This is a genomic window from Paraliobacillus sp. JSM ZJ581, assembly GCF_044383835.1.
Lineage (GTDB): Bacteria > Bacillota > Bacilli > Bacillales > Amphibacillaceae > Paraliobacillus.
In genome coordinates, this window is the sequence record NZ_JBISEP010000012.1 from 1 (window position 1) to 23,493 (window position 23,493).

General features: G+C 36.4%; 18 protein-coding genes. 16 read left to right on the forward strand and 2 right to left on the reverse strand.

Features of this window, described 5'->3' with window-relative positions; all coding sequences use genetic code 11:
- Positions 1–412: 412 nt before the first annotated feature.
- The 3 genes from ACH6CY_RS08495 to ACH6CY_RS08505 all read left to right on the forward strand — a co-directional run bounded on the left by ACH6CY_RS08495 (position 413) and on the right by ACH6CY_RS08505 (position 3,213).
- On the forward strand, positions 413–853 hold the full coding sequence (locus tag ACH6CY_RS08495) for an OsmC family protein (protein WP_374066907.1): 441 nt from the start codon (positions 413–415) through the stop codon (positions 851–853).
- A gap of 55 nt (positions 854–908) precedes the next feature.
- The gene (lpdA, locus tag ACH6CY_RS08500) at positions 909–2,600 is read left to right on the forward strand and encodes a dihydrolipoyl dehydrogenase (protein ID WP_374066908.1); all 1,692 of its coding nucleotides are present in this window, start codon (positions 909–911) and stop codon (positions 2,598–2,600) included.
- A gap of 175 nt (positions 2,601–2,775) precedes the next feature.
- Positions 2,776–3,213, forward strand: coding sequence for a MarR family winged helix-turn-helix transcriptional regulator (locus tag ACH6CY_RS08505; protein ID WP_374066958.1), 438 nt, complete (start codon positions 2,776–2,778; stop codon positions 3,211–3,213).
- A gap of 396 nt (positions 3,214–3,609) precedes the next feature.
- Here the strand turns inward: ACH6CY_RS08505 and ACH6CY_RS08510 are convergent, their stop codons facing one another.
- Positions 3,610–4,344, reverse strand: a complete 735-nt coding sequence (locus ACH6CY_RS08510) for a GntR family transcriptional regulator (protein ID WP_374066909.1) — start codon at positions 4,342–4,344, stop codon at positions 3,610–3,612.
- Positions 4,345–4,497: 153 nt separating this feature from the next.
- On the opposite strand from ACH6CY_RS08510, the gene ACH6CY_RS08515 reads away from it, so the two are divergent.
- From ACH6CY_RS08515 to ACH6CY_RS08545, 7 genes are all read left to right on the forward strand, one after another.
- Positions 4,498–5,823, forward strand: coding sequence for a 6-phospho-alpha-glucosidase (locus tag ACH6CY_RS08515; RefSeq protein ID WP_374066910.1), 1,326 nt, complete (start codon positions 4,498–4,500; stop codon positions 5,821–5,823).
- A 23-nt stretch (positions 5,824–5,846) separates the two neighbouring features.
- On the forward strand, positions 5,847–6,602 hold the full coding sequence (gene chbG / locus ACH6CY_RS08520; protein ID WP_374066911.1) for a chitin disaccharide deacetylase: 756 nt from the start codon (positions 5,847–5,849) through the stop codon (positions 6,600–6,602).
- Positions 6,599–8,002, forward strand: coding sequence for a PTS transporter subunit EIIC (locus tag ACH6CY_RS08525; protein ID WP_374066912.1), 1,404 nt, complete (start codon positions 6,599–6,601; stop codon positions 8,000–8,002). Before chbG ends, ACH6CY_RS08525 begins: the two co-directional genes overlap by 4 nt.
- A gap of 224 nt (positions 8,003–8,226) precedes the next feature.
- Complete coding sequence (locus ACH6CY_RS08530; RefSeq protein ID WP_374066913.1) at positions 8,227–9,264, forward strand: Wadjet anti-phage system protein JetD domain-containing protein; 1,038 nt, start codon at positions 8,227–8,229, stop codon at positions 9,262–9,264.
- On the forward strand, positions 9,240–10,742 hold the full coding sequence (locus ACH6CY_RS08535) for a replicative DNA helicase (protein ID WP_374066914.1): 1,503 nt from the start codon (positions 9,240–9,242) through the stop codon (positions 10,740–10,742). The genes ACH6CY_RS08530 and ACH6CY_RS08535 overlap by 25 nt, the downstream gene beginning before the upstream one ends.
- Entirely contained in the window at positions 10,742–11,482 is a 741-nt protein-coding gene (locus ACH6CY_RS08540; protein ID WP_374066915.1) for a DUF6063 family protein, read from the forward strand. The genes ACH6CY_RS08535 and ACH6CY_RS08540 overlap by 1 nt, the downstream gene beginning before the upstream one ends.
- On the forward strand, positions 11,469–15,872 hold the full coding sequence (locus ACH6CY_RS08545; RefSeq protein WP_374066916.1) for a coiled-coil domain-containing protein: 4,404 nt from the start codon (positions 11,469–11,471) through the stop codon (positions 15,870–15,872). The genes ACH6CY_RS08540 and ACH6CY_RS08545 overlap by 14 nt, the downstream gene beginning before the upstream one ends.
- 45 nt (positions 15,873–15,917) lie before the next feature.
- Here ACH6CY_RS08545 and ACH6CY_RS08550 read toward each other — a convergent pair whose 3' ends face one another.
- Positions 15,918–16,835: a hypothetical protein gene (locus ACH6CY_RS08550; protein ID WP_374066917.1), complete on the reverse strand. Its 918-nt coding sequence runs from the start codon at positions 16,833–16,835 to the stop codon at positions 15,918–15,920.
- A 170-nt stretch (positions 16,836–17,005) separates the two neighbouring features.
- On the opposite strand from ACH6CY_RS08550, the gene ACH6CY_RS08555 reads away from it, so the two are divergent.
- The 6 genes from ACH6CY_RS08555 to ACH6CY_RS08580 all read left to right on the forward strand — a co-directional run bounded on the left by ACH6CY_RS08555 (position 17,006) and on the right by ACH6CY_RS08580 (position 23,487).
- A complete protein-coding gene (locus tag ACH6CY_RS08555; RefSeq protein WP_374066918.1) occupies positions 17,006–17,686 on the forward strand; it encodes a response regulator transcription factor in 681 nt (226 codons plus the stop codon).
- Positions 17,683–19,053, forward strand: coding sequence for a sensor histidine kinase (locus ACH6CY_RS08560; RefSeq protein WP_374066919.1), 1,371 nt, complete (start codon positions 17,683–17,685; stop codon positions 19,051–19,053). Before ACH6CY_RS08555 ends, ACH6CY_RS08560 begins: the two co-directional genes overlap by 4 nt.
- Entirely contained in the window at positions 19,046–19,645 is a 600-nt protein-coding gene (locus tag ACH6CY_RS08565) for a PepSY domain-containing protein (protein WP_374066920.1), read from the forward strand. The genes ACH6CY_RS08560 and ACH6CY_RS08565 overlap by 8 nt, the downstream gene beginning before the upstream one ends.
- A 20-nt stretch (positions 19,646–19,665) precedes the next feature.
- Positions 19,666–19,908, forward strand: a complete 243-nt coding sequence (locus ACH6CY_RS08570) for a hypothetical protein (RefSeq protein ID WP_374066921.1) — start codon at positions 19,666–19,668, stop codon at positions 19,906–19,908.
- Between the two features lie 228 nt (positions 19,909–20,136).
- The gene (locus ACH6CY_RS08575; RefSeq protein ID WP_374066922.1) at positions 20,137–21,105 is read left to right on the forward strand and encodes a LacI family DNA-binding transcriptional regulator; all 969 of its coding nucleotides are present in this window, start codon (positions 20,137–20,139) and stop codon (positions 21,103–21,105) included.
- A gap of 15 nt (positions 21,106–21,120) precedes the next feature.
- Positions 21,121–23,487: a beta-galactosidase gene (locus ACH6CY_RS08580; RefSeq protein WP_374066923.1), complete on the forward strand. Its 2,367-nt coding sequence runs from the start codon at positions 21,121–21,123 to the stop codon at positions 23,485–23,487.
- The last annotated feature ends 6 nt before the right edge of the window (positions 23,488–23,493 follow it).

Genomic DNA, 23,493 nt, shown 5'->3' on the forward strand with positions numbered 1-23,493 from the left:
TAGTTGTAAGTGATAGAAGACAGTTCGCTTTCTTTCTTAAGTAACAACCGCCAATGAGCTTTGAGACGTCGATACTTCTTTATCTTTCATAGCGTGTAAAAATTTATGGGTGTTTTGGACAATGTCACATTTAAAATATAATAACGTATTTAAAGAAGTACATGTAATATACCTCTATTTATTTCTTAATAATTTTTAAAAAAGATAGTATATACTACTTCGCTCAGTAGTATAAGTATTTGAAATATTGATAAACACTCTCATCCAATGTGTAACCTTTTTTACAATTAATATTTTAAAATATTAATTGTAAAAAATAATTACTTAGCTAACTATTGATATTGTGCAAGAGTTGTGATAATATTTTCTTATATGTTAATAATTTCACAAACTATATTAGGAGGAAAAAATTATGTTGACTACTTATAAGGCAGTTACAAAAAAATTACCAGAGGGGCTTCAAGTTGAATGTAATTCTAGAGGATTTAAAATTATTGCGGACGAACCAGAGGACTTAGGTGGAACAGATAAAGCAATGAACCCTGTTGAAATGGTATTATGTGCGTTAGGTGCTTGCCAATCCATTGTTGCAAGTGCATTTGCTGAAGCGCATGATTTCTCTTTTGAAGCATTTCATGTTGAATTGGAAGGCGATTTAGATCCGGACGGTTTCATGGGACTTGCTGATGTAAGACCTGGTTTTCAAGAGATTCGCTTTTCTATGCACTTTAAAACGAATGAATCTCAAGAAAAGGCCGAATCTTTTGCGGAATTTATTGAGAAGGTGTGTCCAGTAGGGGATTGTCTTGCGAACGGTGTCAAATTAGTACAATCAGGTGTAGTTAGATATTAATTCGTATATCAGAAGGGGCTTATAGTCCCTTCTGATATATTTAAGGAGAATAACAATGCAAATTAAGATGTCTTTGATTCCTGGTGGAAAAAAAGGAAAAGCCGGAGAAATTCATGTTTCTCTCGGTGATCAGGTGTTCCCAGGTGATATAGTCATGGAAGTTGAAACGAGTAAAGGGAATCGTGAAATTAGTGCCACTGAAAATGGAATCATTAAACGTATACTAGTAGAAGAGGGAAGTGAAGTTTCTTCTAATCAAGTGTTGTTAGAGCTTGATCCAATCGAATCTAATAGTGTAGAAACTAAAGTCGACCAGCCAGCAGTAAATGAAGACATATCAACGAATGAACTGGATGTTGATTTACTTATTATTGGAGCTGGACCAGGTGGATATGTTGCTGCGATTTATGCAGCGAAAAAAGGGCTTCGTGTTGCGTTAGTAGAGAAGGAGAAGACATTAGGGGGTACCTGCTTAAATGTAGGATGTATACCTACAAAGTCTCTCGTTAAATCTTCAGAGATTTGCCATAGCGTGAAGCATAGTGCTTTGTTTGGAATTGAAACCAGCTCAAGTCTTCAAGTGAATATGAAGCAAATTATTCGTCGTAAGGAAGAAGTGGTTGATCAGCTCGTATCGGGTATTGCCTTCCTAATGGATAAAAACGATATTCAGGTCATTCGTGGGAATGCCTCCTTCCTTTCCGAAAATAAAGTGCGCGTAACTGGAAAAAATAACCACCAAATTTCTGCGAAGGATATCATCATAGCTACAGGTTCAAAAATTTCTAAGGTGAATATTCCAGGTATTGATCTACCGTTTGTCATGAACAGCACAGACGCGCTATCTAACACAGAATTACCAAAGAGTATCACGATCATTGGTGGTGGCGTTATCGGTATGGAATTCGCTTTTCTTTACCGTAATCTTGGTGTTGAAGTCCATGTGGTAGAATTTATGGATCGCCTACTTAACATGTTGGATACTGATATAACGGAAGAACTTGAACAACAAGCAAAGCAGGCCGGTATTCATGTTCATACTGGAGCTAAAGTATCTAAGATGCAACAAGCGAATAATGGACAAGCTATTGTGACCTATGAGACCACTAGTGGAGAGCAACTGTTAGTGAGCGAAAAAGTCCTTGTTGCGATTGGTCGCGAACCAAATATAGATGAACTGGATCTTGATAAGGCAGGGGTTCGATTGAATGAGCAGGACAAAGGGATTGCGGTAGATAAACAGATGAGAACAAATGTGGCACACATCTATGCAATTGGTGATGTCACTAACATTATGCAGCTGGCCCATGTAGCTTCACATCAAGGTATTAACGCTGTGGACACAATACTTGGAGAAAAATCAGAAATGGATTATACTGCTGTACCTAATGTTATTTTTACCTCTCCTGAAATTGCTAGCGTAGGTCTACACGAATATGAATGTAAGGAGCAAGGAATCGATTACCGTGTAAGTAAGGTGTCGTTTTCTAGTAATGGTAAAGCACTTACAATGAATGAACCGAATGGTTTTATTAAACTGATTAAAGATAATCAATCCGGTAAGATTATCGGGGGCTCGATTATAGGACCAGATGCTTCTTCCTTAATAAGTAGCCTTACACTTGCGATTGCAAATAACCTTACTGAACAGCAAATTGCTGAAACTATTTTTGCACATCCAACTACTGCTGAAGTAATTCACGAAGCAGCAATGGGATTGAGTATTGGAGCACTGCACGAAGCATAAATCATATAGAGAATTATAGCGCACCAGTAGTGTAGCATTGCAATCTTGATCTGAGGAAAAAGAGATAACGTTTAATATTTATCCAGATTGAGGGATTTTTTAGCGCCTGCACTAATAATTTGTTATAATGGTGAAATGGAAAATAACACCGAAAAAAATTAATTAGGAATGGTTGGTGCTTAAATTGTTTAATCTGGATGATTGTCTTGCCTGTATTACAAACAAAAGTTCGAAGCTATTTGAAGAAGCTCTAGATAACGAATTTAGGCCGTATCATATAACGAGAAGTCAGTGGACTGCGATGTATTATATATATAATAATGAACGTATTACGCAGAAAGAACTGGCGGACAAAATGAGCATCAAAGAGCCAAGTGTTGTCAGACTTATTCAAAAAATGGAGTCAGAAGGTTTTTTATATCGCTTAGAATCTATTAAAGATAAGCGAATTAAACAATTAGAATTGAGTTCTAAAGGAGAAAAAGGGTATCAAGAATTACTACCAATTGCTGAGAAATTTAAAAATTACGTCGTCGAAGGTATTCCTGAAAAGGATCTTCAAGTTTTTAAAGAAGTATTGGAGACTATGACCAAGAATGCAACAAAAGAGTAGCTAATAGCGTGGTTCATTTTTGAAGCCTTGGTAAGGGGTAATTCTATTGATTTGTCTTCTTCTTATAACAGTGTTCGATTTATTATCAAGACAATTTGAAGCAGTGAAATGGTATACATGTAGTGGGAAGTTAAAATCTTCCTCACCAACATCATACAATCAGACAGAGAGGATTCCCAGGGTAAGTCATCGGGGAATCCTTTCTTATTTAGCATTTCTGTCAGTAGCTATAGCCATCATTTAGTAGGAGGGCACATCTTATCTAGTGTGATGTTTTATGTGAAAATATCCACTTATAATTATAGACATGATAGATTCTGACAAATGCATATTGGTAGTTGGTATGTCAACTCTGTTACTCTTTCCGTTTGTCTCTTCAATAAGGGGAAAAATCCTTTATAAACGCAAAGAGTCATCCGCTCGTGTTGACACAATATTGAAGTTATATTTATAAGGATGAAAATAAATATTAGAGTATTCAAATACAATACCATTTTCGAATGCTGAATAAGCCTCCAAATATAATAGTGGATCTTCTTTCTTTATATTAAAATGTTCCATCAACTCTTCATTAGGAATCAATGGTGTGATTTCTCCATATCTTTTGTCAATTTTGTGTCCTTTACTACTGATATATTGGTACTTGGAATGTGTCATACTATCTATGGAGAGGTCAGAAAATAGACTGACTGGTAAATAGGAGTGTTCCAAAATAAGTGGTTCTTTATCAGCAAACCGTAACCGCTTGATATAATATACTTTATCTGCAGCATCTATTTTAAATAGTTGCTGCATTTTTTTAGAAGGAAAAGTAAGCTGGAATTCAAGTACTTTGTTCGTCACATTCGTATTAAGATTACTCATTTCCTCTGTAAACCCTTGTAATTTCAAAATATTGTGTTCTATCTTTTCGAGGCTGATATAAGTTCCGCTACCTTGTACACGATATAGAATCCCTTCGTCTACTAATAATTTGATTGCTTCTCTAATCGTAACTCGACTTGCGTTATATGTTTGAGATAGCTTAGCTTCGGAAGGAATAGCATCGCCATGTACTAGCTTCTCCCGTTCGATGTCTTCTTTTAATTTATTCGCTATTTGTTTATATAAAGGCAAGGAACTATTCTTCATTTAGTTAATCATCCTTTTTCATATTCTATCTTATAGTTTACCATAATCCAATTCAATTTCAAACCTCTTAATAAACTTGTATTAAAATTGTATTGACAAAAAAATTAACATGTATTAGTATTGTATTAAATATTAAGAAAGGGGTTACAATAAATGAAAAAACAAAGGCTTTTAGTCGTTGGTGGTGGAAGCACTTATACGCTAGGGATGATAATGAGTTTAATTGCTGAAAAGAAGAATCTCCCACTGAAAAATATAACGTTTTATGATATTGATGCGGATAGGCAGGAGAAAATTGCTAAGGCAACGGAGGTTATACTAAAGGAGCATTATACTGAATTGGAATCCTTTATTTATACAACGGATAAAAAAACGGCATTTTCTAATGTTGATTTAGTCTTTGTTCAAATTAGAACTGGTGGATTAGAACTGCGTGAATTAGATGAACAAATCCCTCTAAAATATGGAGTTGTTGGTCAAGAAACGTGTGGACCAGGTGGAATGGCGTATGGTCTGCGTTCGATTAAAGATATGATAGAACTAGTGAATGATATAAGAGCATATTCTAAAGATGCTTGGATATTGAACTATACAAATCCAGCAGCAATCGTTGGTTTGGCACTTCAGAGAGAATTCCCGAATGATAACCGAATAATAAATATGTGTGACATGCCTATTGCAATTATGAAGAGTTACGCAGACTTAATTAACAAAGATTTGTGGGAGCTTGTTCCAGAATACTTTGGTCTAAATCATTTTGGTTGGTTTACTAAAATATTAGATAAAAACGGAGTTGACCTTACGGAAGAGATTAAAGATAAAATTATGAAAGGAGAATTTTTACCAACTGATAAAGAAATAGCCAATGATGCGTCTTGGATTAAAACATTTAAACAAGCGAAGCAAATGCTGATTGATTTTCCTGAGTATCTACCAAATACGTATTTACAATATTATTTGTACCCAGAGGAATTAGTTAAAAAGGAATCCGTAAATGATACTCGTGCAAGACAAGTGATTAATGGAAGGCAAAAAAGAGTCTGGAAGGAATGTGACAAGATCATGTCACAACAATCCACGGAAGAAATTAATTTAGAACCTGATATACATGGGGTTTATATGATACGAGCAGCTGCATCTCTAGTCTTTAATTTAAAAGAAACATATATTGTCATGACAAAAAATAATGGCATCATACCGAACCTACCACAAGATGCATTGGTTGAAGTGCCTGCGGTATTTACCAATAATGGACCGAATCCATTCTCGGTTGGATACATTTCAACTTTCTACAAAGGGTTATTAGAGAATCAATATGCATATGAAAAACTAGTTGTTGAAGCCTATTATGAGAACAGTTACCGTAAGTTATTTCAGGCACTTACATTAAATAGAACGGTAATTGATGCTCCTAGAGCAAAAGCAATTTTAGATGAACTAATCGAGGCTAACAAGGACTATTGGCCGGTTTTTAAATAATCTATTTTGAAAGAGTGATATAAATGTTGAAATTAATCATTAATGCCGATGACTTTGGCTATTCTCGGGCTGTCAATTATGGAATTATTGACGCCCATGAACAAGGAGTTCTTACTTCAACAACACTTATGACAAATATGCCTGGGGCTGGGCATGCGTATGAGCTTGGGAGGAAGCATACTACGTTGGGCATAGGAGTTCATCTGACATTGACATGTGGAAAGCCATTGCTAAGCGATCATACTACTTTAGTAGATGTGGATGGGAATTTTAAAAAACTGTATCAGTATCAAGGTAAGTTTCATATTGATCAAGATGAGCTTTATCGAGAATGGAAGGCACAAATCGAAGCGTTCTATCGTTCCGGTTTACTACCGACTCATCTGGATAGCCATCACCATATTAATAGTTTAGAACCAATGATTCCGGTTTTTATACGATTAGCAAAAGAATATAAACTACCAGTAAGAAATAACATAAAGGACAAATCTATGTTGGAAGGGGTAGTGACAACAGATGTTTTTGAATACAACCCTGAAGTTATGTTAGCGGATGCGAAAACGATTCATAAAAAATATGCAGGGGCAGGTACAATAGAAATCATGTGTCATCCGGCATATTTGGATAAATCACTGATGGACAATTCATCCTATGCTACGCCTCGTTTAGATGAACTTTATACGATTACCGCACCACATACAAAAGAGAAATTACAAAGCACTAATAATTTTAACTTAATAAATTATAACGATCTGAAGGGTGAGGTGAATAAGTCATGAAACGATTTATGCAAAGTTTAGGAAAATCAATGTTAATTCCCATTGTCGCATTACCTGCAGCTGGAATACTGTTTCGAATCAGTGCTGCAGACTTACTTGATTGGCAGCTAGTCCAAGCTGCCGGTGCCATTTTTAATAATATGGATATCCTTATAGCGATTGGTATTGCGATGGGACTAGCAAAAACAAAAGATAGAGGTATACCCGCATTAACAGCATTTATTGCTATTTCTATTTTGAATGAAGGATTGTCTATCATGAATCCAGATCTGAATATGAGTGTATTCGGAGGTGTTTTATCTGGATTAATTGCAGCGTTTATCTACAATCGTTTTAAAGATACTAAATTACCAGACATTTTTGCGTTTTTTGGTGGAGAAAAGTTCCCAATTACAATGATAATCGTTACGATGATCCCTGTAACAGGAATTTCTGTATTAGTTTGGCCTTATGCACAACAAGGAATCGACACGCTTGCACAAGGCTTAGTAGGATTAGGTGCTTTGGGCATATTCATTTTTGGATTTTTAAATCGCTTTCTTCTTCCGTTTGGCTTACATCATGTGTTGAATACGTACATTTACTTTGGTCTTGGAAGCTATGAAACAGCTAGCGGTGAAATAGTAAAAGGGGAAATAACACGTTTTCTAAGCGGTGATCCAACAGCAGGATACTTTTTAGGTGGCTTTTTCATAGTAATGATATTTGGTGTTCCAGGTATTGCATTAGCCATTACGAAAGCAGCAAAGAAGAAAAAGAAAGCGGAAACAAAAGCGTTAATGAGCTCTGGTAGTTTGACATCTGTTGTAGCAGGTATCACAGAACCAATCGAGTTTACTTTCTTATTTACTTCTCCTTTACTGTACTTTGTCCATTCTATATATACAGGGTTAGCAGGTGCTACACTTTACTTATTGCATGTTCGTCATGGATTCTCATGGGGTGGAAGTGTAATAGATTACGCATTAAACTTAGGTATTGCTGATAATGGGTTATTACTTCTCCCTGTAGGTGTTGGTTTCTTCTTGCTTTACTATTTTACTTTCTACACACTTATTACAAAGAGAAATATCAAAGTTGTAGGTAGAGAAGATGATGTAGAATTTAGTGAAGATAGAGAAGAAGAGGAAAAAGAGCTTACTTTAAGTCATAGTAACCATGAATATATGGCTAAAAAAATTCTGGAGAATATAGGAGGAAAGGTAAATTTAGTAGACTATGAAAATTGCATGACACGCTTACGTCTTGTAATTAAAGATGCATCGATTATTAATGAAGATAAAATCAAACAAACGGGAGCGCACGGTGTGGTTAGGATTGATAATGAACATATTCAAATTGTTATTGGGCCACAAGTAAGTAAAGTGTACTCTGAATTTAAAAAGCAAGTAGAGAAGTAACATAATCCTTGCATTGAAGTGTCTGAGCTTATTAGATTATAGCTCTTGATGCTTCAATGCTTTTTAGTTTGGGAAAAAATTTAAAGAAAGAACTATTTTCAGGTTAATTTCGACAAAATGATTAATATAATCGTCCCAATAATCCTCAAAACGTCAACGACACCGCAAGATTGATATGATATGATAAAAATAGACTTATTTTACCGTATAGGATGATGGATATGATGAAAAAAGTAAAAGAAGTGAAAGAAGTACTTACCTTATACCAAAAGAAAACAATAGATATAAATACATTACAGGAACTAATCTCCCCTTTTGTCGATACCTATGAGGCTTTTGCAAATGTAATCCTATTGCTAGAGGAAGAGGAGATTTTAACGATGGTAAAAAGTAAAGGTCGTTCAATTAGAAAACCTTCCCTCGCTTTGCAGTATCGTATTCATAAAGCAAAAATGAAAAAAGAGCATCATTCCCTTTTACAGCAGTATCGAGTTAAATTCCACAACGCTATCAATTTAGATTATTACTACAACCAAGATCCCAAGCAATGGCATGAGGATTTCCCTTATTTAAATCAAATTAATAACTACCTTCAAGTACATGGTTTTCCTATAGAAGCAATTCCAGCACCTGAACGAAGCTATGAGCTAGTTGAAGATGAAAAATGGATTACGGAAAAGAGGGGAAAAGAAGTGTTGGAGCGTGTTGATCTGTTTGATAAAATGCGCATTATTCCTGTTTCAGATCCATTCCCATTTGCCATTAATCCAAATAAGATACAGGCAACGACACAATTACATTTAATTGTTGAGAATAAAACAACCTATCAAGGTCTACTGTTAGGAATGGGTAAAACAAATTTTTCTACATTAATCTATGGAAGTGGAAAAGCAATCATTCAAAGTATCGAGCAGTTTGATCGACAATATCCTATAGACGCGCATCATCATTTTTTTTACTTTGGTGATATTGATCGTGAAGGTATTACAATTTGGCACAGTCTAAACAAAAAAATAAATGCACGATTAGCATTGCCTTTTTATCAAGCATGTTTAGCAAAGAATCCGGCTAAGGGAAAGGATTACCAAAGGCAACGTATGGAGGCAGAGGGTGCTTTTTTTGAAAATTTTAATCAACAGGAACAGCTACACCTCAAGCAATTGCTTAAAGGTGGCTATTATTATCCACAAGAAATACTGAAAACAAAGGAATTACAAAAAATATGGGGGGGATCAGATTGGGACAGTTTGATATTGCAATGATTTCATCTGATTATCATGAACGTATGCGACGATTGGCTCTGTTTGACCCCTTGTCTGATCTGGAGCGTAAGCGCGAAAAGGATGAAAATGGCCGGATGATTGATATGAAAGGGTTGGGGTTGTTAACTTTACTGTTCTTCTTTGAGCAAAAGGTGATACGACATTATAAGTCAGGATTAAAGCAGCTGGCAACTTTTATTCAAGAAGTGACAAACGATCGATATCAATTACAGGCAAATGACTATTACCGTCTTGCAAATATTCTAGTGGACAACTTTCGCCCGGGAACAGGTGTGAAGCGTACATATACTTTTTACAATTGGGAAATAGGTCGAGAAGAACAAATTGATTATTCCATCTTAAAAACAGACCGATTTAACCCAGACACAACGGAGCAATATTATACGTTAGATGAAGATGGGTTAGAGCTCGTTTTTGCAACAAAAGAGTTCTATAGTGAATTTCAATTATCGATTAATCAATTAATGCTTCGAAAACAGCTTGAACGCGGTGAATTTAGTGGTGCACTTCGCCAAATCAATGAGATGCGTGTTGCTGTAGAAGGTATTGATGAACGCATGATAGCGTTGAAGCAAGAAATTCAACGTAGTATTGTCTCTGAAAAAACGTTCGATCGTTACAAAGATTTATTAGATGATAGTTATCAACGCATGCAACGAGAAGCAGATGAATTTAAAGAACTACGCCAATTTGTTAAGGAAACAAAGGACAGGCTCTATGCTAAAGATATTCATCAGAAAGAACAAAAAACATATGATTTGATTTTAACTATCACTAGTGAATTAGAGGGAGTTCACTATGATCATTTTCGTTTGCTAGAGCAGACACTAGCATTAAAAAACACCACATTAATTACCGCTCAAGAGTCATTATATTATACAGGAATTGAAGCGTTTAATTTTGATCATGAAATCACCTCTCACATTATCTCTGTTCCCTTACCGGTGGAGACGATGAAAGGTGTATTGCATCCTTTTTTACAAGTAGAAGAAGAAAGAATATGGTCTCCGTTAACTTTATTCGCAGAACAGAGCTTGATTGATGAGCGACAAACGGAACAGAGCGCAGCAATGCTAGAAGCAAAGGGTGATGAAGAAAGTGATGCTAGAACGAAAGCGTTAAGCAAGCAATATAAGAAATTAATGGAACAGTTGCTGGAGTTATTGAAGGAACAACGTGAAATTAGGCTATCTGATTTCTTTGATTATCTTACAGATACAAACCAATCTACATTATATACTTATCGCTCTTTTTATGATTTTTGGTTAATTGTGCACCAACGCTCCCCAATTGCCCGTGGGGAAATGGAAAATGAAGAAGATGGAAAATCTTTATTAGCCGAAGCATTGTACCTACTTGGAGATCAGCGTTTATTTATTACAGAAGAAAAAGCCATATTAAATCGTTATAAGCGATATTCGATTCAAGAAATGGTTATTCGATTGGAGGAGTCTTAGTGGATTATAAAGAGGAAAAGGTGATTGAGGCCTTCAGAATATATACAAAATTAGCACGAACTGCTGTTTCCGACCAAGAGGATGTCCAGTTGTATCGAGCGGATGAAGCTATTCGTAGTTTGTTAGATTTGTATGCCAAAGAAGTAGATGCGGTTATTGTTAACACGAGTGAAAACCTATACTTAATTCCAGAAACGAAATTATCAAGCTTTCATGTAAGTAATGAGTGGATTAAACGACATTATTTGCGATCAGGCGCTACGAACGCAGATATCTATTTATTATATTTTTCCACTATCATTCTGTTCGGTAGTTTTTACAATTCGTATCAAAGCGGACGTCCGACACGTGATTTCATCCGAATCGAGAATTGGATGGAGCGCGTTCAAGAGCGGATAGAACAGCTACAAGCGTTAGATGAGGATGTATTAAAACAAAAGGAGAGTGAGTTCTCTTATAACTGGGGTTTAATTATCGATAAATGGAATGATATGAACGATGTGAAGGAAAATGTCAAACGTCAAACTGGAAATACGATTAGTCGTTATAGCTTTTTAGATACAGTAAAGCGTTTTTTAAGAGAACAAGATTTAGTGAAGGATCTGGGTAATGAAGAAATCGCATTAACAGATAAAGCGCAAACAATTATTCAACGATACTTTATGGAAGTGGAATACAATAAAGGAATACTTACATTCATTTATGAAATGGAGGGACGTCAGCAAGATGCCAGCGATTAGTAAAATTCGGTTAGCTAATGTTATCTATGAAGAGGGCAATAAGCGTTACAATGATGAATTATTTTTGTTCGATGGCTATAATAGTGCGATTCTATTAGAAAATGGTGGTGGAAAAACGGTATTAATCCAAACAGCATTACAGGCGATGTTGCCTCACGCAGAGCTTGCTGGTCGAAAGATTGGAAAAACACTGACATTAGAAAATGCACCTGCACACATTGCTGTAGAATGGATTATTAATGATAAGCCTCGTCGCTATGTGGTGACTGCTGTTACGCTGTTTATGAATAAGCATGGTGTTGATTCACTTCGATATGTGTATGAATATCAGCATGGTGATGCTCAATCGATTGAAGAAATTCCATTTGTTCGTGATGTTCAAGGTGGAAAGCGTCCAGCGGAAAAAGGGGAAATGCAAGATTACTATAGCGTGATGAAGGATCGATCTTTTTCAGCTAGCACCTTTACTACAATTAAGGATTATCGACAATATATTGAGGAAAACTATCAAATTATTGCAAGCGAATGGGAAAACATTGTAAAAATCAATAGCTCTGAAGGTGGCGTCGAGGCGTTTTTTGAGGCGTGTAAAACAACGAATCAACTGTTTGACAGATTGCTAATTCCTACTGTGGAAAGCGCGATGTCCGGGTATGATAAATCGAATTTTGCAGAGCTGTTCCAGAATCGATATGAAAGCTTTAAACGTTATCAACAATTAACAGAAACACTGGATGAAAATAAACAAATTCAAGAAGCATTGACCAATTATACAGAAACGTATGAGCTACTTCATGCAAAAGAGCAGCAATTATATGAAGTGAAGCAACAGGCAAAAGGAATTTGGGAACAAACCAAGCAACAAGCGAATTCATTTGTCGTTGAGAAGGAAAGTGTTGTATCTAAAATAAAAGACTGGGAGTTAAAACAGCATTATCATCAAGTTAAACGAGATTCAAGTAAGCTAGCAGCTAAAGAAGTCCAAAAGCAACAAATTGAACAAAAATATCAGCAAGCAAGCGTTCAATTGAAAGAGCAAGAGGTGAGCGTTTCGGAAATTGGGGAGCGTCACGCTTCTTTAAGGTATGCAAAATTCAATAAAGAACGAAAGGAGGCTAAACAAACGCTGGCCTTTATTCAAGAGCAAATTACATCGTTTGAAGAAGAGACAGACATGGATGGCTTGAAGGAGCAATTAGAAGAGGTAGAACAAGCGTTACACGGTGCCTATCAAACGCAAATTGAGCAAATTGAAAAAGTGCGAAAACAGTTACAATTTGAAAAGAATCCTTTAGAAGAGCAACTTAAAAATCTAGAAGAACAACGAATGACGCTTCAACAAACGTATCAGCAACATCATGATAAAATAATTCAAGTAGAATCTGTTATTGTAAATCGGAAGCAAGATAGTGCAAACATACGACAATCCTTACTTGCTAATCCGAATCAAGAAAAAGTGGAAGAGCAATTGCCAACTTGGGAAGCGCGCTATCAACAATTAGACGATGAACTAGTACAGCTTAAAACACAAAGTAAACGAATTGAACGTGAAACGGAACAAAAAGAACAAGAAAGAACGTTATGGCAAACAGAAATGCAAGATAAGGCTCTTCAATTACAAAGGGTGGAGCAACATTTAGTCAACATCAATGAAGAAGAACAGCATTTGATCCAATCGTTAGCTATGCTAAGAAGCGCCTGGAAAGATGTCACAGGTATTTACCCTAACCAACAATCAATAGAAGGTCAATTGGAGAACAATATCGAGAAGCAACGGATTGAACGAGTGAAATGGCTTGATAAAGAACGCGTGTCCCTCCGTTATGTTGATGATTATGGCAAACAGGAGACTTTCTTTAGTGATCCGTTTTTATCCGAACAAATCGAACGGTGGAAGGAGCAATTAGATTACGTAGAAACTGGTGTGAACTACTTGAATCAATTACCTGAAGCACAGCAAACATTATTAAAGCGAAACAGGCTTTGGCCAAGTCTATTAGTAACAACGGCAAAGTCTAAGGATCGTTTGATGGAGCGATTAGAGCAAGTTTCTGATCGTTTTATGTTTCCGGTAAAGATTGTGACGACTGAAGAAGCTACAGTAGTGACTGATGAGGATAATGGAGATTGGATCGTTCCCGAACATTGGCGAAGTAATTTAGCATCAAATCAATTTCTTACATGGCAACAACAATTAAAACAGCAGGCTAAAGAGATAACAGTCAGAAGAGAGAATACGGAGAAAACGTTGCATTCATGGGAAACAGCATTAGATCAATTCCGCACGTTTGTAAAGAAGTATCCATTTGATCAGCTTGTAGCATGGCAAGAGGAACAATATCACTTGCAGACAGAATTGGAAAATATAACGACTAAGCTACAGCAAGTGGACAAACAAATTATTGATAACAAAACAACGATTGTGAAACATAACAGAAGGGCACAAGAGGCAAGCGCAGAGCGTATGGGGATAGAGGCGAAACTGAGAGAAAGTCAGCTTTATTTAACTTATCAAAAAGAAATTGCGAAAAGTAAATTAGAAATAGACAAGCATTTAGAACACCAACAAGAGCTAGATCGCAAGATGAAGCAGACGCTGCGTTCGACTACGCGTTATCAGGAAGAAATAGAGGTTATAAACGATCGCATGCGCGGCTTTGAGTTTGAACGAGAATTGATCCTTAACGACTCGAATTTTTTAGATGTGATGGAATTACCAGTAATTTACACGGATGAAAGTGTCTCGATATTGCTAGAGAAACGTAGAGAACTACAGATGCAAAAAGACAAGATGTCACGTGCAATTGGGGAATGGGAACAGAAGGAGATCACAGAGAAGAATACCATTCAAACAGCTACAGAGCGCATGGATGAGATTGAACAAGCTATACCGTCGGTTGATAAAGAACAGCTATTCCCGGCTGATGGTGACCAGTATATCGAAAGATTGCACATACAATTGAAAAAGGTTAAAGATGAGCTTACAGAAATAAGAGAGACATACCACGCTCTTAGTCAAAATTTTCATACTAAAACAGCATTACTTAATGCAGACTATCACGCTTTTAATAAAAAATATCCCGATAATAGTATCGTCCAATTTGAGCAAGCAGATTTAGCTATTGTCAACGAACAGTTACAGAAAGAAAAGATAGACTTAGATGAACAAAAGAACTACCTTGATCAAGAGTTAGAGAGAGTGAATAAGGAGTTAGCTAGTATAGAAGAAGCGAAGAATCACTTGAGCATGTTTATTGAAGCGTATCACTTTAATGCACCGGATATTGTTGCGATCGCATTAACAGAGCAAGAAGCAATTGATTTTCAATACAACCGTTATGGCTTCGCAAAGCGAGCGACGAATAAGTTAAAAGAAGTGAAGCAATTAGTAGATGTTGAAGTCGAGCATGTACAACAGGCTAAGGATAAGTTTCGTATATTTTGTCGTACAAGAATTACAGATAAGAAGCTGCAACAAATGGCTATTCAAGGTGTGGAGCAAAAAAGAGATTACCAGGATGTAATCACTTTTAAACAAAATATGCTAGCAAGTATTCAGCGAATTTCTAAATATGCAAATGAACATATTCGTAAAAACGATGAAGAGTTACAAGTATTTATTGAGCAAATTCATACGCATTTGCAAACGTTAGTAGAAGAACTTGAACAGATACCGAAGAAAACACGAGTGAAGGTAGATAATTGGAAACCGATCTATAGCTTCTCCATTCCAAAATGGGAGGATGAAGACGGTAAGTTAAGAATACGAAACCATACGGAATGGATTATGAAGCAATTAGATAATGACAAATACTGGAATGATCAAGGACACCAAGACATGAATAAAATTAGAGCTGATTTGGAGAAGTGGCTTGAATCAAAACAACTGTTAAAGGTAGTTATGGATCGTGATGTTATGAAAGTACATTGTCGTAAAGTAATGAATGACAATCAAATCTCAACACGTTCGTATTCTTGGGAGCACACTAATGTTTGGTCGGGTGGAGAAAAATGGAGTAAAAATATGACGCTTTTTTTAGGGATTCTAAAGTACGTGGCCGAAAAGAAAAAGTCTAATCTAACCGATCGTGCTGTTATTCTAGACAATCCATTTGGGAAAGCGTCGAGTGAACACGTGTTAAGTCCTGTTTTTTTCATCGCCGAGCAATTAGGATTTCAAATGATTGCTTTAACCGCTCATGCAGAAGGGAAGTTCTTGCAAGATTATTTTCCGATTATCTATAGCTGTCGTTTACGGGGCACGCAGGAAGGAAATAAGAAGGTGATGAGTACAAATAAATGGCTCCATCATGCTTATTTTCAAGATCACGAACCAGCAGTCATTGATCGACTTGGCCAAACGGAACAACTGGATTTATTTCAAAAATGATAAGATTAAAAGAACCGGGTTGAATGTTCGCCCGGTTCGTCATGTTTACTTAATAATCTCGTTAAAAACTTCTTTGTCTTGCAAGTCAATAATCTTCAACTGATTGGTTTCTTTGATAAAAATACTTTTATATTGTTTCTGACTATCTTCATTACTCACACGCATCACGCGTTTATGCTGATTATCCTCAATGATTCTCGCATGGTCATCATCTGCATTGATTTGTTCTTCTAGTGTGTCAAACTCTGGAAGATCATCTACTTCAACAGTAGATTCGTTTGCTTCTTCTGTTTCGTTATCATCGTCATCAACTTCTGGTTGATCGGTATCCTTAATTAATTGATTAAAAACCTCTTTGTCGTGCGAGTCAATAATCTTCAATTGATTGGTTTCTTTAATAAAAATACTTTTATATTGTTTCTGACTATCTTCATTACTCACACGCATTACACGTTTATGCTGGGTATCCTCTATAATTTGTGCGTTATCGTCATCTGCATTGATTTGTTCTTCCAATGTATCAAACTCCGGGAAATCATCAATGTCAACAACTGATTCATTTTCTTCGGCTTCATTATCATCGTCATCAAATTCTAGTTGATCGGTAGCTGTTATAACTTGGTTGAAAATTGTTCCCTTGTCCAGGTCAATAATTTTCAGTCTGTTTGTATTTTTAATAAAGATGCTTTTGTATTGTTGATCATTATCGGTTAACATAATGACACGTTTATCGGAATTGTTTTCAAGGACTTGTACGTTGTAATCTTCAACATCATCCATGTACTCATCCAACACCTCATACTCGAAAAACTGCTCTAACTTGCTATCATCATCCCTCACCTGATGTTCATCATAAGAATTAACGTTCATTTGATCGGCTGTGTCGGTTGCATTAGCAGCTCCAACGAATCCTCCTGCCAATAGTAGAGTTCCTGTTACTGTAGTTAATAATAATTTTTTCATACGATTTCCTCCTCGTTTCATTGATTAATTTCATTGTATCGATTTAAAATAAGAATATCTTTAGAGTAAAATTAGAATTTGATTAGAATGGAAGGAAGCCGTTATTTCCTTCATGTCTAATGATATAATGAATAGAGAATATTTCTTTGGAACGAGAGAGGGGAAGGAAAATGGCACGGATTTTGATTGTGGAGGATGAAACATCGATTGCGCGCGTATTAGCTTTAGAACTGGAACATGAAGGATATCAAGTGGTAACTTCTGAGACAGGTGATGAAGGCTTAATGCGTGCGGAAAGTGAGTCTTGGGATTTGCTTTTGCTAGATGTCATGCTTCCAGAACGAAGCGGCATGGATATTTTGCGCCGTTTACGATCCGGTGGCGATTTAACCCCGGTTATTATGCTAACAGCACGTGATGCAGTACTAGATAAAGTTTCGGGGCTTGACCAAGGTGCGAATGATTATGTTACCAAGCCGTTTGATATGGAGGAATTATTAGCCCGTGTACGTGCTTGTTTGCGGCAGGGTAAGAAGGCAGTTGAGTCTGAAGTTTTTACTGTGGCAGATTTATCTGCGAACATTCAAACGCGCCAAGTGACACGTGCAGATAACCCAATTGAATTAACACCACGTGAATTTGATCTGTTAATTTACTTGTTACGTAATAAAGACATCGTTCTGACGCGTGATCAATTACTTCAAAATGTTTGGGGATTTGACTATGTTGGAGAAACAAATGTTGTTGATGTATATATTCGTTATTTACGACAAAAAATTGATCAGGATTATACAGGGCCGTTGATCCAGACGGTACGGGGCGTCGGATACGTATTGCGTGAGACACCATGAAGCTAAAGACAAGGATTCAACTATTAACCACGGGATTACTTGTTGTGGTGTTGTTAGCTGCTCATATTGGTATTTACTATGCGTCAGATCATTTACTTGTAAAAACAGTGATAGATCGATTAGACGATCAATCAGAGGATGTTTTACAATCCCTGCAAAAAAGTGATGGTGGTGAATCAACATCTCAGCTAATCAAAGCATCTACACCTACAAATGGGATGATACGTGTTATTTCTTCTAATGACACGATACTTTCTATAGGTACGCGCATACCAGAGTTGCGAGAAGTAGATCCTTACTATTATGAACAGCACCAAACAGCTGTCCGTAAGACATCGGTTGGTCGATCTGTGTCTGTTTTCTTTCCACTTATTTGGTTTGATGGGCAAGTAGTAACGTTGGAGATAACGGAAAGTTTGGTGCAAGAAGAAAAAACATTGGCAGTATTGCGTGGTGTTCTGTTTGTCTCCGCATTATTTATCTTGCTTCCGGTTGTCTTCGGTGGTCGTCTACTAGCAAGGTTAATTACTAAACCAATCGGAACACTAATAACAACGATGGATGATATGGAACGAAGCGGAAGTTTTCAAACTATTTCTCAAAAAAGTCGTACGAATGATGAATTAAGCTTACTAACTCAAACATTTAATCGGATGATTGATCGCTTAGACGGTAATTTTTCTCGTCAGCAGCAATTCGTTTCTGACGCTTCCCACGAGCTTAAAACACCTTTAACGGTAATTAATAGTTATGCCAGTGTATTGTCACGTTGGGGGAAGAGTGATCCTGCCATACGTGATGAAGCGATTGAAGCCATTCAATCCGAAACAAAGCGGATGCAGCATTTGGTGCAACAGCTACTTGATCTAGCTCGGGAAGACCAGCAGAGTGCCCTAAACCTAGAGAAACATAATATTACGTATTTAAGCAAACAAATTGTCCAGCGGATGAAACAAATAACTAATGATGAGATGTCAGTGAGCGGATCGGAATTAGAAGTATTAATTGATGCTGAAAAGTACCAGCAGCTACTCTTTATTCTGCTTGATAATGCTATTAAATATGGAGATGCACCGATTTCCATTTCATTAACAAAAAATGACCAGAATATCGTGCTTACGGTAGCAGATCATGGCCCGGGTATTGATCCGGCAGAATGGGAGCGTGTTTTTGACCGTTTTTTCCGAATTGACAAATCGCGCAGTCGAAATAAAGGTGGCGCGGGACTTGGCTTAGCGTTAGCCTACGAGATAGCTAAGGCACATGGTGGAACAATTCAGGTGCAGGCCAACGAACCACAGGGCACTAAATTTATTGTATGTTTACCTATAGAAGGAACAGAGAGGATGCAGGAGGAAAATGATTAAGCGCATAAGTATTATATTAGGGATAAGTATTTTTGTCATGATCTGTCTTGTTTATTTTTGGCCGTTTCAGACAGATTCTCTTTCTGCGGAGACAGCGAGTCAGCGTGCCCAAAAGCTATACGGTGGAACGATTGAAGACATTACCAAAGCTGCTGGCTATTATGTTGTCAAACTTGATAAGGAAGGGAAAGTCTACGAAGTAAAAGTGGATGATGCTGATGGTACAATTATTAACATCGATGCACTGGAAAAGGATCTGCAATTAGAAAAATCTAGTAAGAAAAAAGAGCCTACTAACGAAAAAGCTGAGCAAGAAGATGATCGGAAAATTAATGAGAAACAACCAGAAGCCCAAAAGCCTCAAGATGAAAATAACGGGTTTATTACAGCAGTCGAAGCAAGTGATATTGTGTTAGAGCGTATCGATGACAATGAAAAAAAGTCAAACATTGAATCGGAGCTTGATCAAGATGATGGGCGCTATATTTATGAAGTGAAGGTAGAATTGATGAGCGGGGGAGAGGTAGAAGCTGAAATCGATGCTGTTACAGGAAAAGTGTTATATTTTTATACTGAAAAAGCAGATGATTAGCATTAAGTTAAACGGGAAAATTGATCAGAATCAAGAACGGTAATATAAAGTGTGCAAAGCAGTTTGCAACTTTATGGAAAGCGCGCATATATAGCAAATCTATCCGACAAGCGGGAGCACATGGTGTGGTTGAGATGGATAATGAATATATCAAAACTGTTATTGGCCCACAAGTAAAGTATATTCTGAATTTAAAAAGCAAATGGAAAGATAACGTAATTCAGGCATTGAAGTGTCTGAGCTTATTAGATTATAGCTCGTGATGCTTCAGTGCTTATTATTTTATTCAGGGACTATTATCATATGAACGGAGAACACACTAATTCGTAGGGGGGTTAAATAAAAGAAGTATACAAAAATAGAGTTAAAGAAAAAGGTATTGCTATTCATTTTATAATAGCGTATAATTCGATATGAAAACGCTTCACTAATTTTTATAGAGTTCTTTTGAAACGTTTCAATTAAACTTAAGTGGATTAAGAGGGATATCTGTGGCAACCTTAAAAGACGTAGCTAAGAAAGCGAATGTAAGTGTATCAACAGCATCTTATGCTATTAATGGAAGTAGTTTAATAACAAAAGCTACTAGAGAAAAAGTTCTTTTGGCAGCAAAAGAATTAGGCTACCACCCAAACGGAAGTGCGAAAAGTTTAAAAAGGAATAAAAGCGAGATAATTGGTCTATTTCTCAGTGGATTTACCGGACCTTTTTTTGGCGAATTACTAGAAGGAATTCAAGATACAGTGGTTCAAAATGGTTATGAATTAGCAGTTTTTGCATCGAATGAGAGGCATCGTTTGCTTAAAGAAAGGCTAGTAGATGGCGCAATTATTTTAAATTATCATATTAGTAATAATTTATTAGAAAATTTAGCGAATAAAAAAATGCCTATCGTTGCTTTAGATCGAAATATTGAAAACCCATTCATTGAAAAAGTCCTGTTGCCTAACAAGATCGGTATAGAATTAGCTGTAGAGCATTTAGTTGAAAAAAGTCATACTAGAATAGGTTTTATTGCAGGTTCACAGGAATCCTATGATGGCGAAACCCGTTTAGAAGCATTTAAAGAAGTGTTGCAAAGTAAAGGATTGCGTTTTTCTGAATCTGATTTAATTCGAGCTGATTTTACGGAAGTAAGTGGTTTAGTTAGTATGAATCAATATTTAGAAAAGAAAAAAGATTACCCAAGTGCATTTATATCAGCTAATGATGAGATGGCTATGGGTGCAATTAAGGCTATTCAAAGCAAAGCTATACATGTTCCTAACCAAATTGCTGTTATTGGTTTTGATGATATTCAAATTGCAAAATACTTTGATCCGCCTTTAACTACGGTTAGGGTTCAAAAAAAGGAGTGGGGTATTCAGGCAGTAAATACTTTAATAGCAATGATAGAAAAGGAAGATAATGTTTCATTTGATTCTGTTCCTGTTAAACTAATTCAACGATCATCCAGTTAATAAAGGAGGGAGAATATGATTCAGGTCCATAATGAAAAGGTAGCTATCAATGGTGAAGACATTTTATTATTTGGGGCAGAGCTACACTATTTCCGAATTCCCAAAAATAAATGGGGAAGCCTAATAAAAGAAGCAAAAAAAGCTGGAATCAACATGATTAGCACGTATGTGCCATGGGTTTTTCATGAATATGAAGAAGGTAAAATTGATCTAACAGGAGAAACGAGGGATGAAAGAGATTTACATACATTCTTACAAGTTGTTTCAGAGGAGGGGATGTACTGCTTAGTGCGACCAGGCCCATACGTAATGGCTGAAATTATTGATCATGGTGTACCTACTTGGTTCATTAAAAATTATCCTGAGGCAGTAGCTAAAACCAAAGAGGGTAATAATCACCCAACAAGAGTAGTTAGTTATATGCACCCTGCTTATTTAAAGAAAGTTAGGAATTGGTATCAAGCTGTATGTAAGATTATAGCCCCCTTTCAGATAACGAGTGGCGGATCAGTTATTATGTTTCAGCTCGATAATGAAGTTGGAATGTTTCATTGGGTAAGCAATCAAGGCGATTATAATCAATGGACAGTATATCAATTTACTGATTATTTAACCCAAAAGTATACGTTAAAAAAGTTTAACCGGATATTTAATGAAAGTGCTGTTTCTATTCGAGAGTTTGTTCAAACAAAGCTGAGAAATCCTGAAGAGAATGCTGCATTGGCATTGCGAAATGAGTATAGCTCATTCATGCGAGAGCATTATCGGACGTATCTCGAACAATTGAAAATGTTAGCCGAAAAAGAGGGCATTACTGTTCCATTTGTTATAAATATTCATGGATTTCATGAAATAGATATTTTAAAACGAGGTACCATGTATCCAATTGGTATTTCGCAATTGTTAGAGGCTGCAAAAATAGAGAATACGTTACTAGCAGGCGACTATTATATAGGTAACATTGAATATGACAACTTCATTGATATTGTGTTAGCGAATGTGTTTACGAAAGCTATTCAATCAAAGGATCAACCATTATTCTCTGCTGAATTTCAAAGTGGTAAAAGCTCAGACAAACCACGACTCCAACCGTATACATTTGATTTAACGACTCGCCTATGCTTTGCCAACGGGATGAATGCGATTAATTACTATATGTTTGTTGGTGGACAGAATTATGAAGGCATTGGTCTTTTAGGTAAAAGACATGAGTGGCAGGCACCATTAACACAAACTGGAGAAAAAAGAAGGCATTTTCACGTTATTGCCCAATTGGGTAAGATGTTTCGAGTTTATGACAAACAATTATTACGGGCAAAGCAGGAAGTTCAAACGACAGTTGGATTTTATCCGGATTATTATAGAACGGAATTTAGTGATGCTTTTACTTTGCCAGTTATTGAAACGTTTCAATTGGAGCGAGATTTAAATTTATATAACGGTTTAGCGAAGGCATTAAGGCTAAATAACATTGTGTTTGATGGATTGAATTTATTAGAGAAAGAGCGTATTGATGTATCTTCTGTTTCTACATTGTGGATGTTCGCAATGGACTGGATGGATGCTGAGGTACAGCAGAAATTAGCGGATTACATGGAAGATGGAGGGAATCTTGTTTTATATCCAGTCATTCCAACAAAAGATCTAAATGGACATAGCTGTACGATTTTAAAAGATTATATTGATGTTTCGATTATTGACCATAAACCAGGATTTATTAGATTCGAAGAGATAGACAGCATTCAAGTAACTAGGATGGAAATGTATGAGGTTAGTAGTCGAGCATTTGCATGGTCTGAGGGAGAAGAGGAGCATCCTGTTGCTTTTGAGAAGCATTTAGGTAAAGGAAAACTTATCATGTTTGGTGTTGCAATGGATATCGATTTCCAATATAAATTAGAAGTTTACCGCAAATTAGCTGAAAAAATAAATGTAAGATCATCTTTTACAGTAACTAAAGATCAATTAGATGTTTCAGTTCGAACGATAAATGAAAAGCAGTATTTTCTGTTTGTTCATAATTTTGACGATTATAACAAGTCATCAGTACTAAAGTATAAAGGACAAACGCTATTAGAGGGAAGAGAAGTTACAGTTCCCCGAAGAAGTGGATTAATGCTTCCATTTCAAATAGACATTATCGAAGGGTTGAGACTAAACTGGGGAACAGCTGAAATCTATCATGTTGACCAAGGATATAACAGTCTCTTTATTAAAGTGAAGCTTAAACAAAGAGAAGAGATCCTCTCCATTCAATCAAGTGTATGGTGTCCGGTAGAGGAAGATGGAGTTTTAGTGGAAAAACGCAATAATGATTATCAAATAAAAATTTTGCAACCACTAGAAAAAGAAATAACGATTACATTTCAATGTATTAAATAGATATTG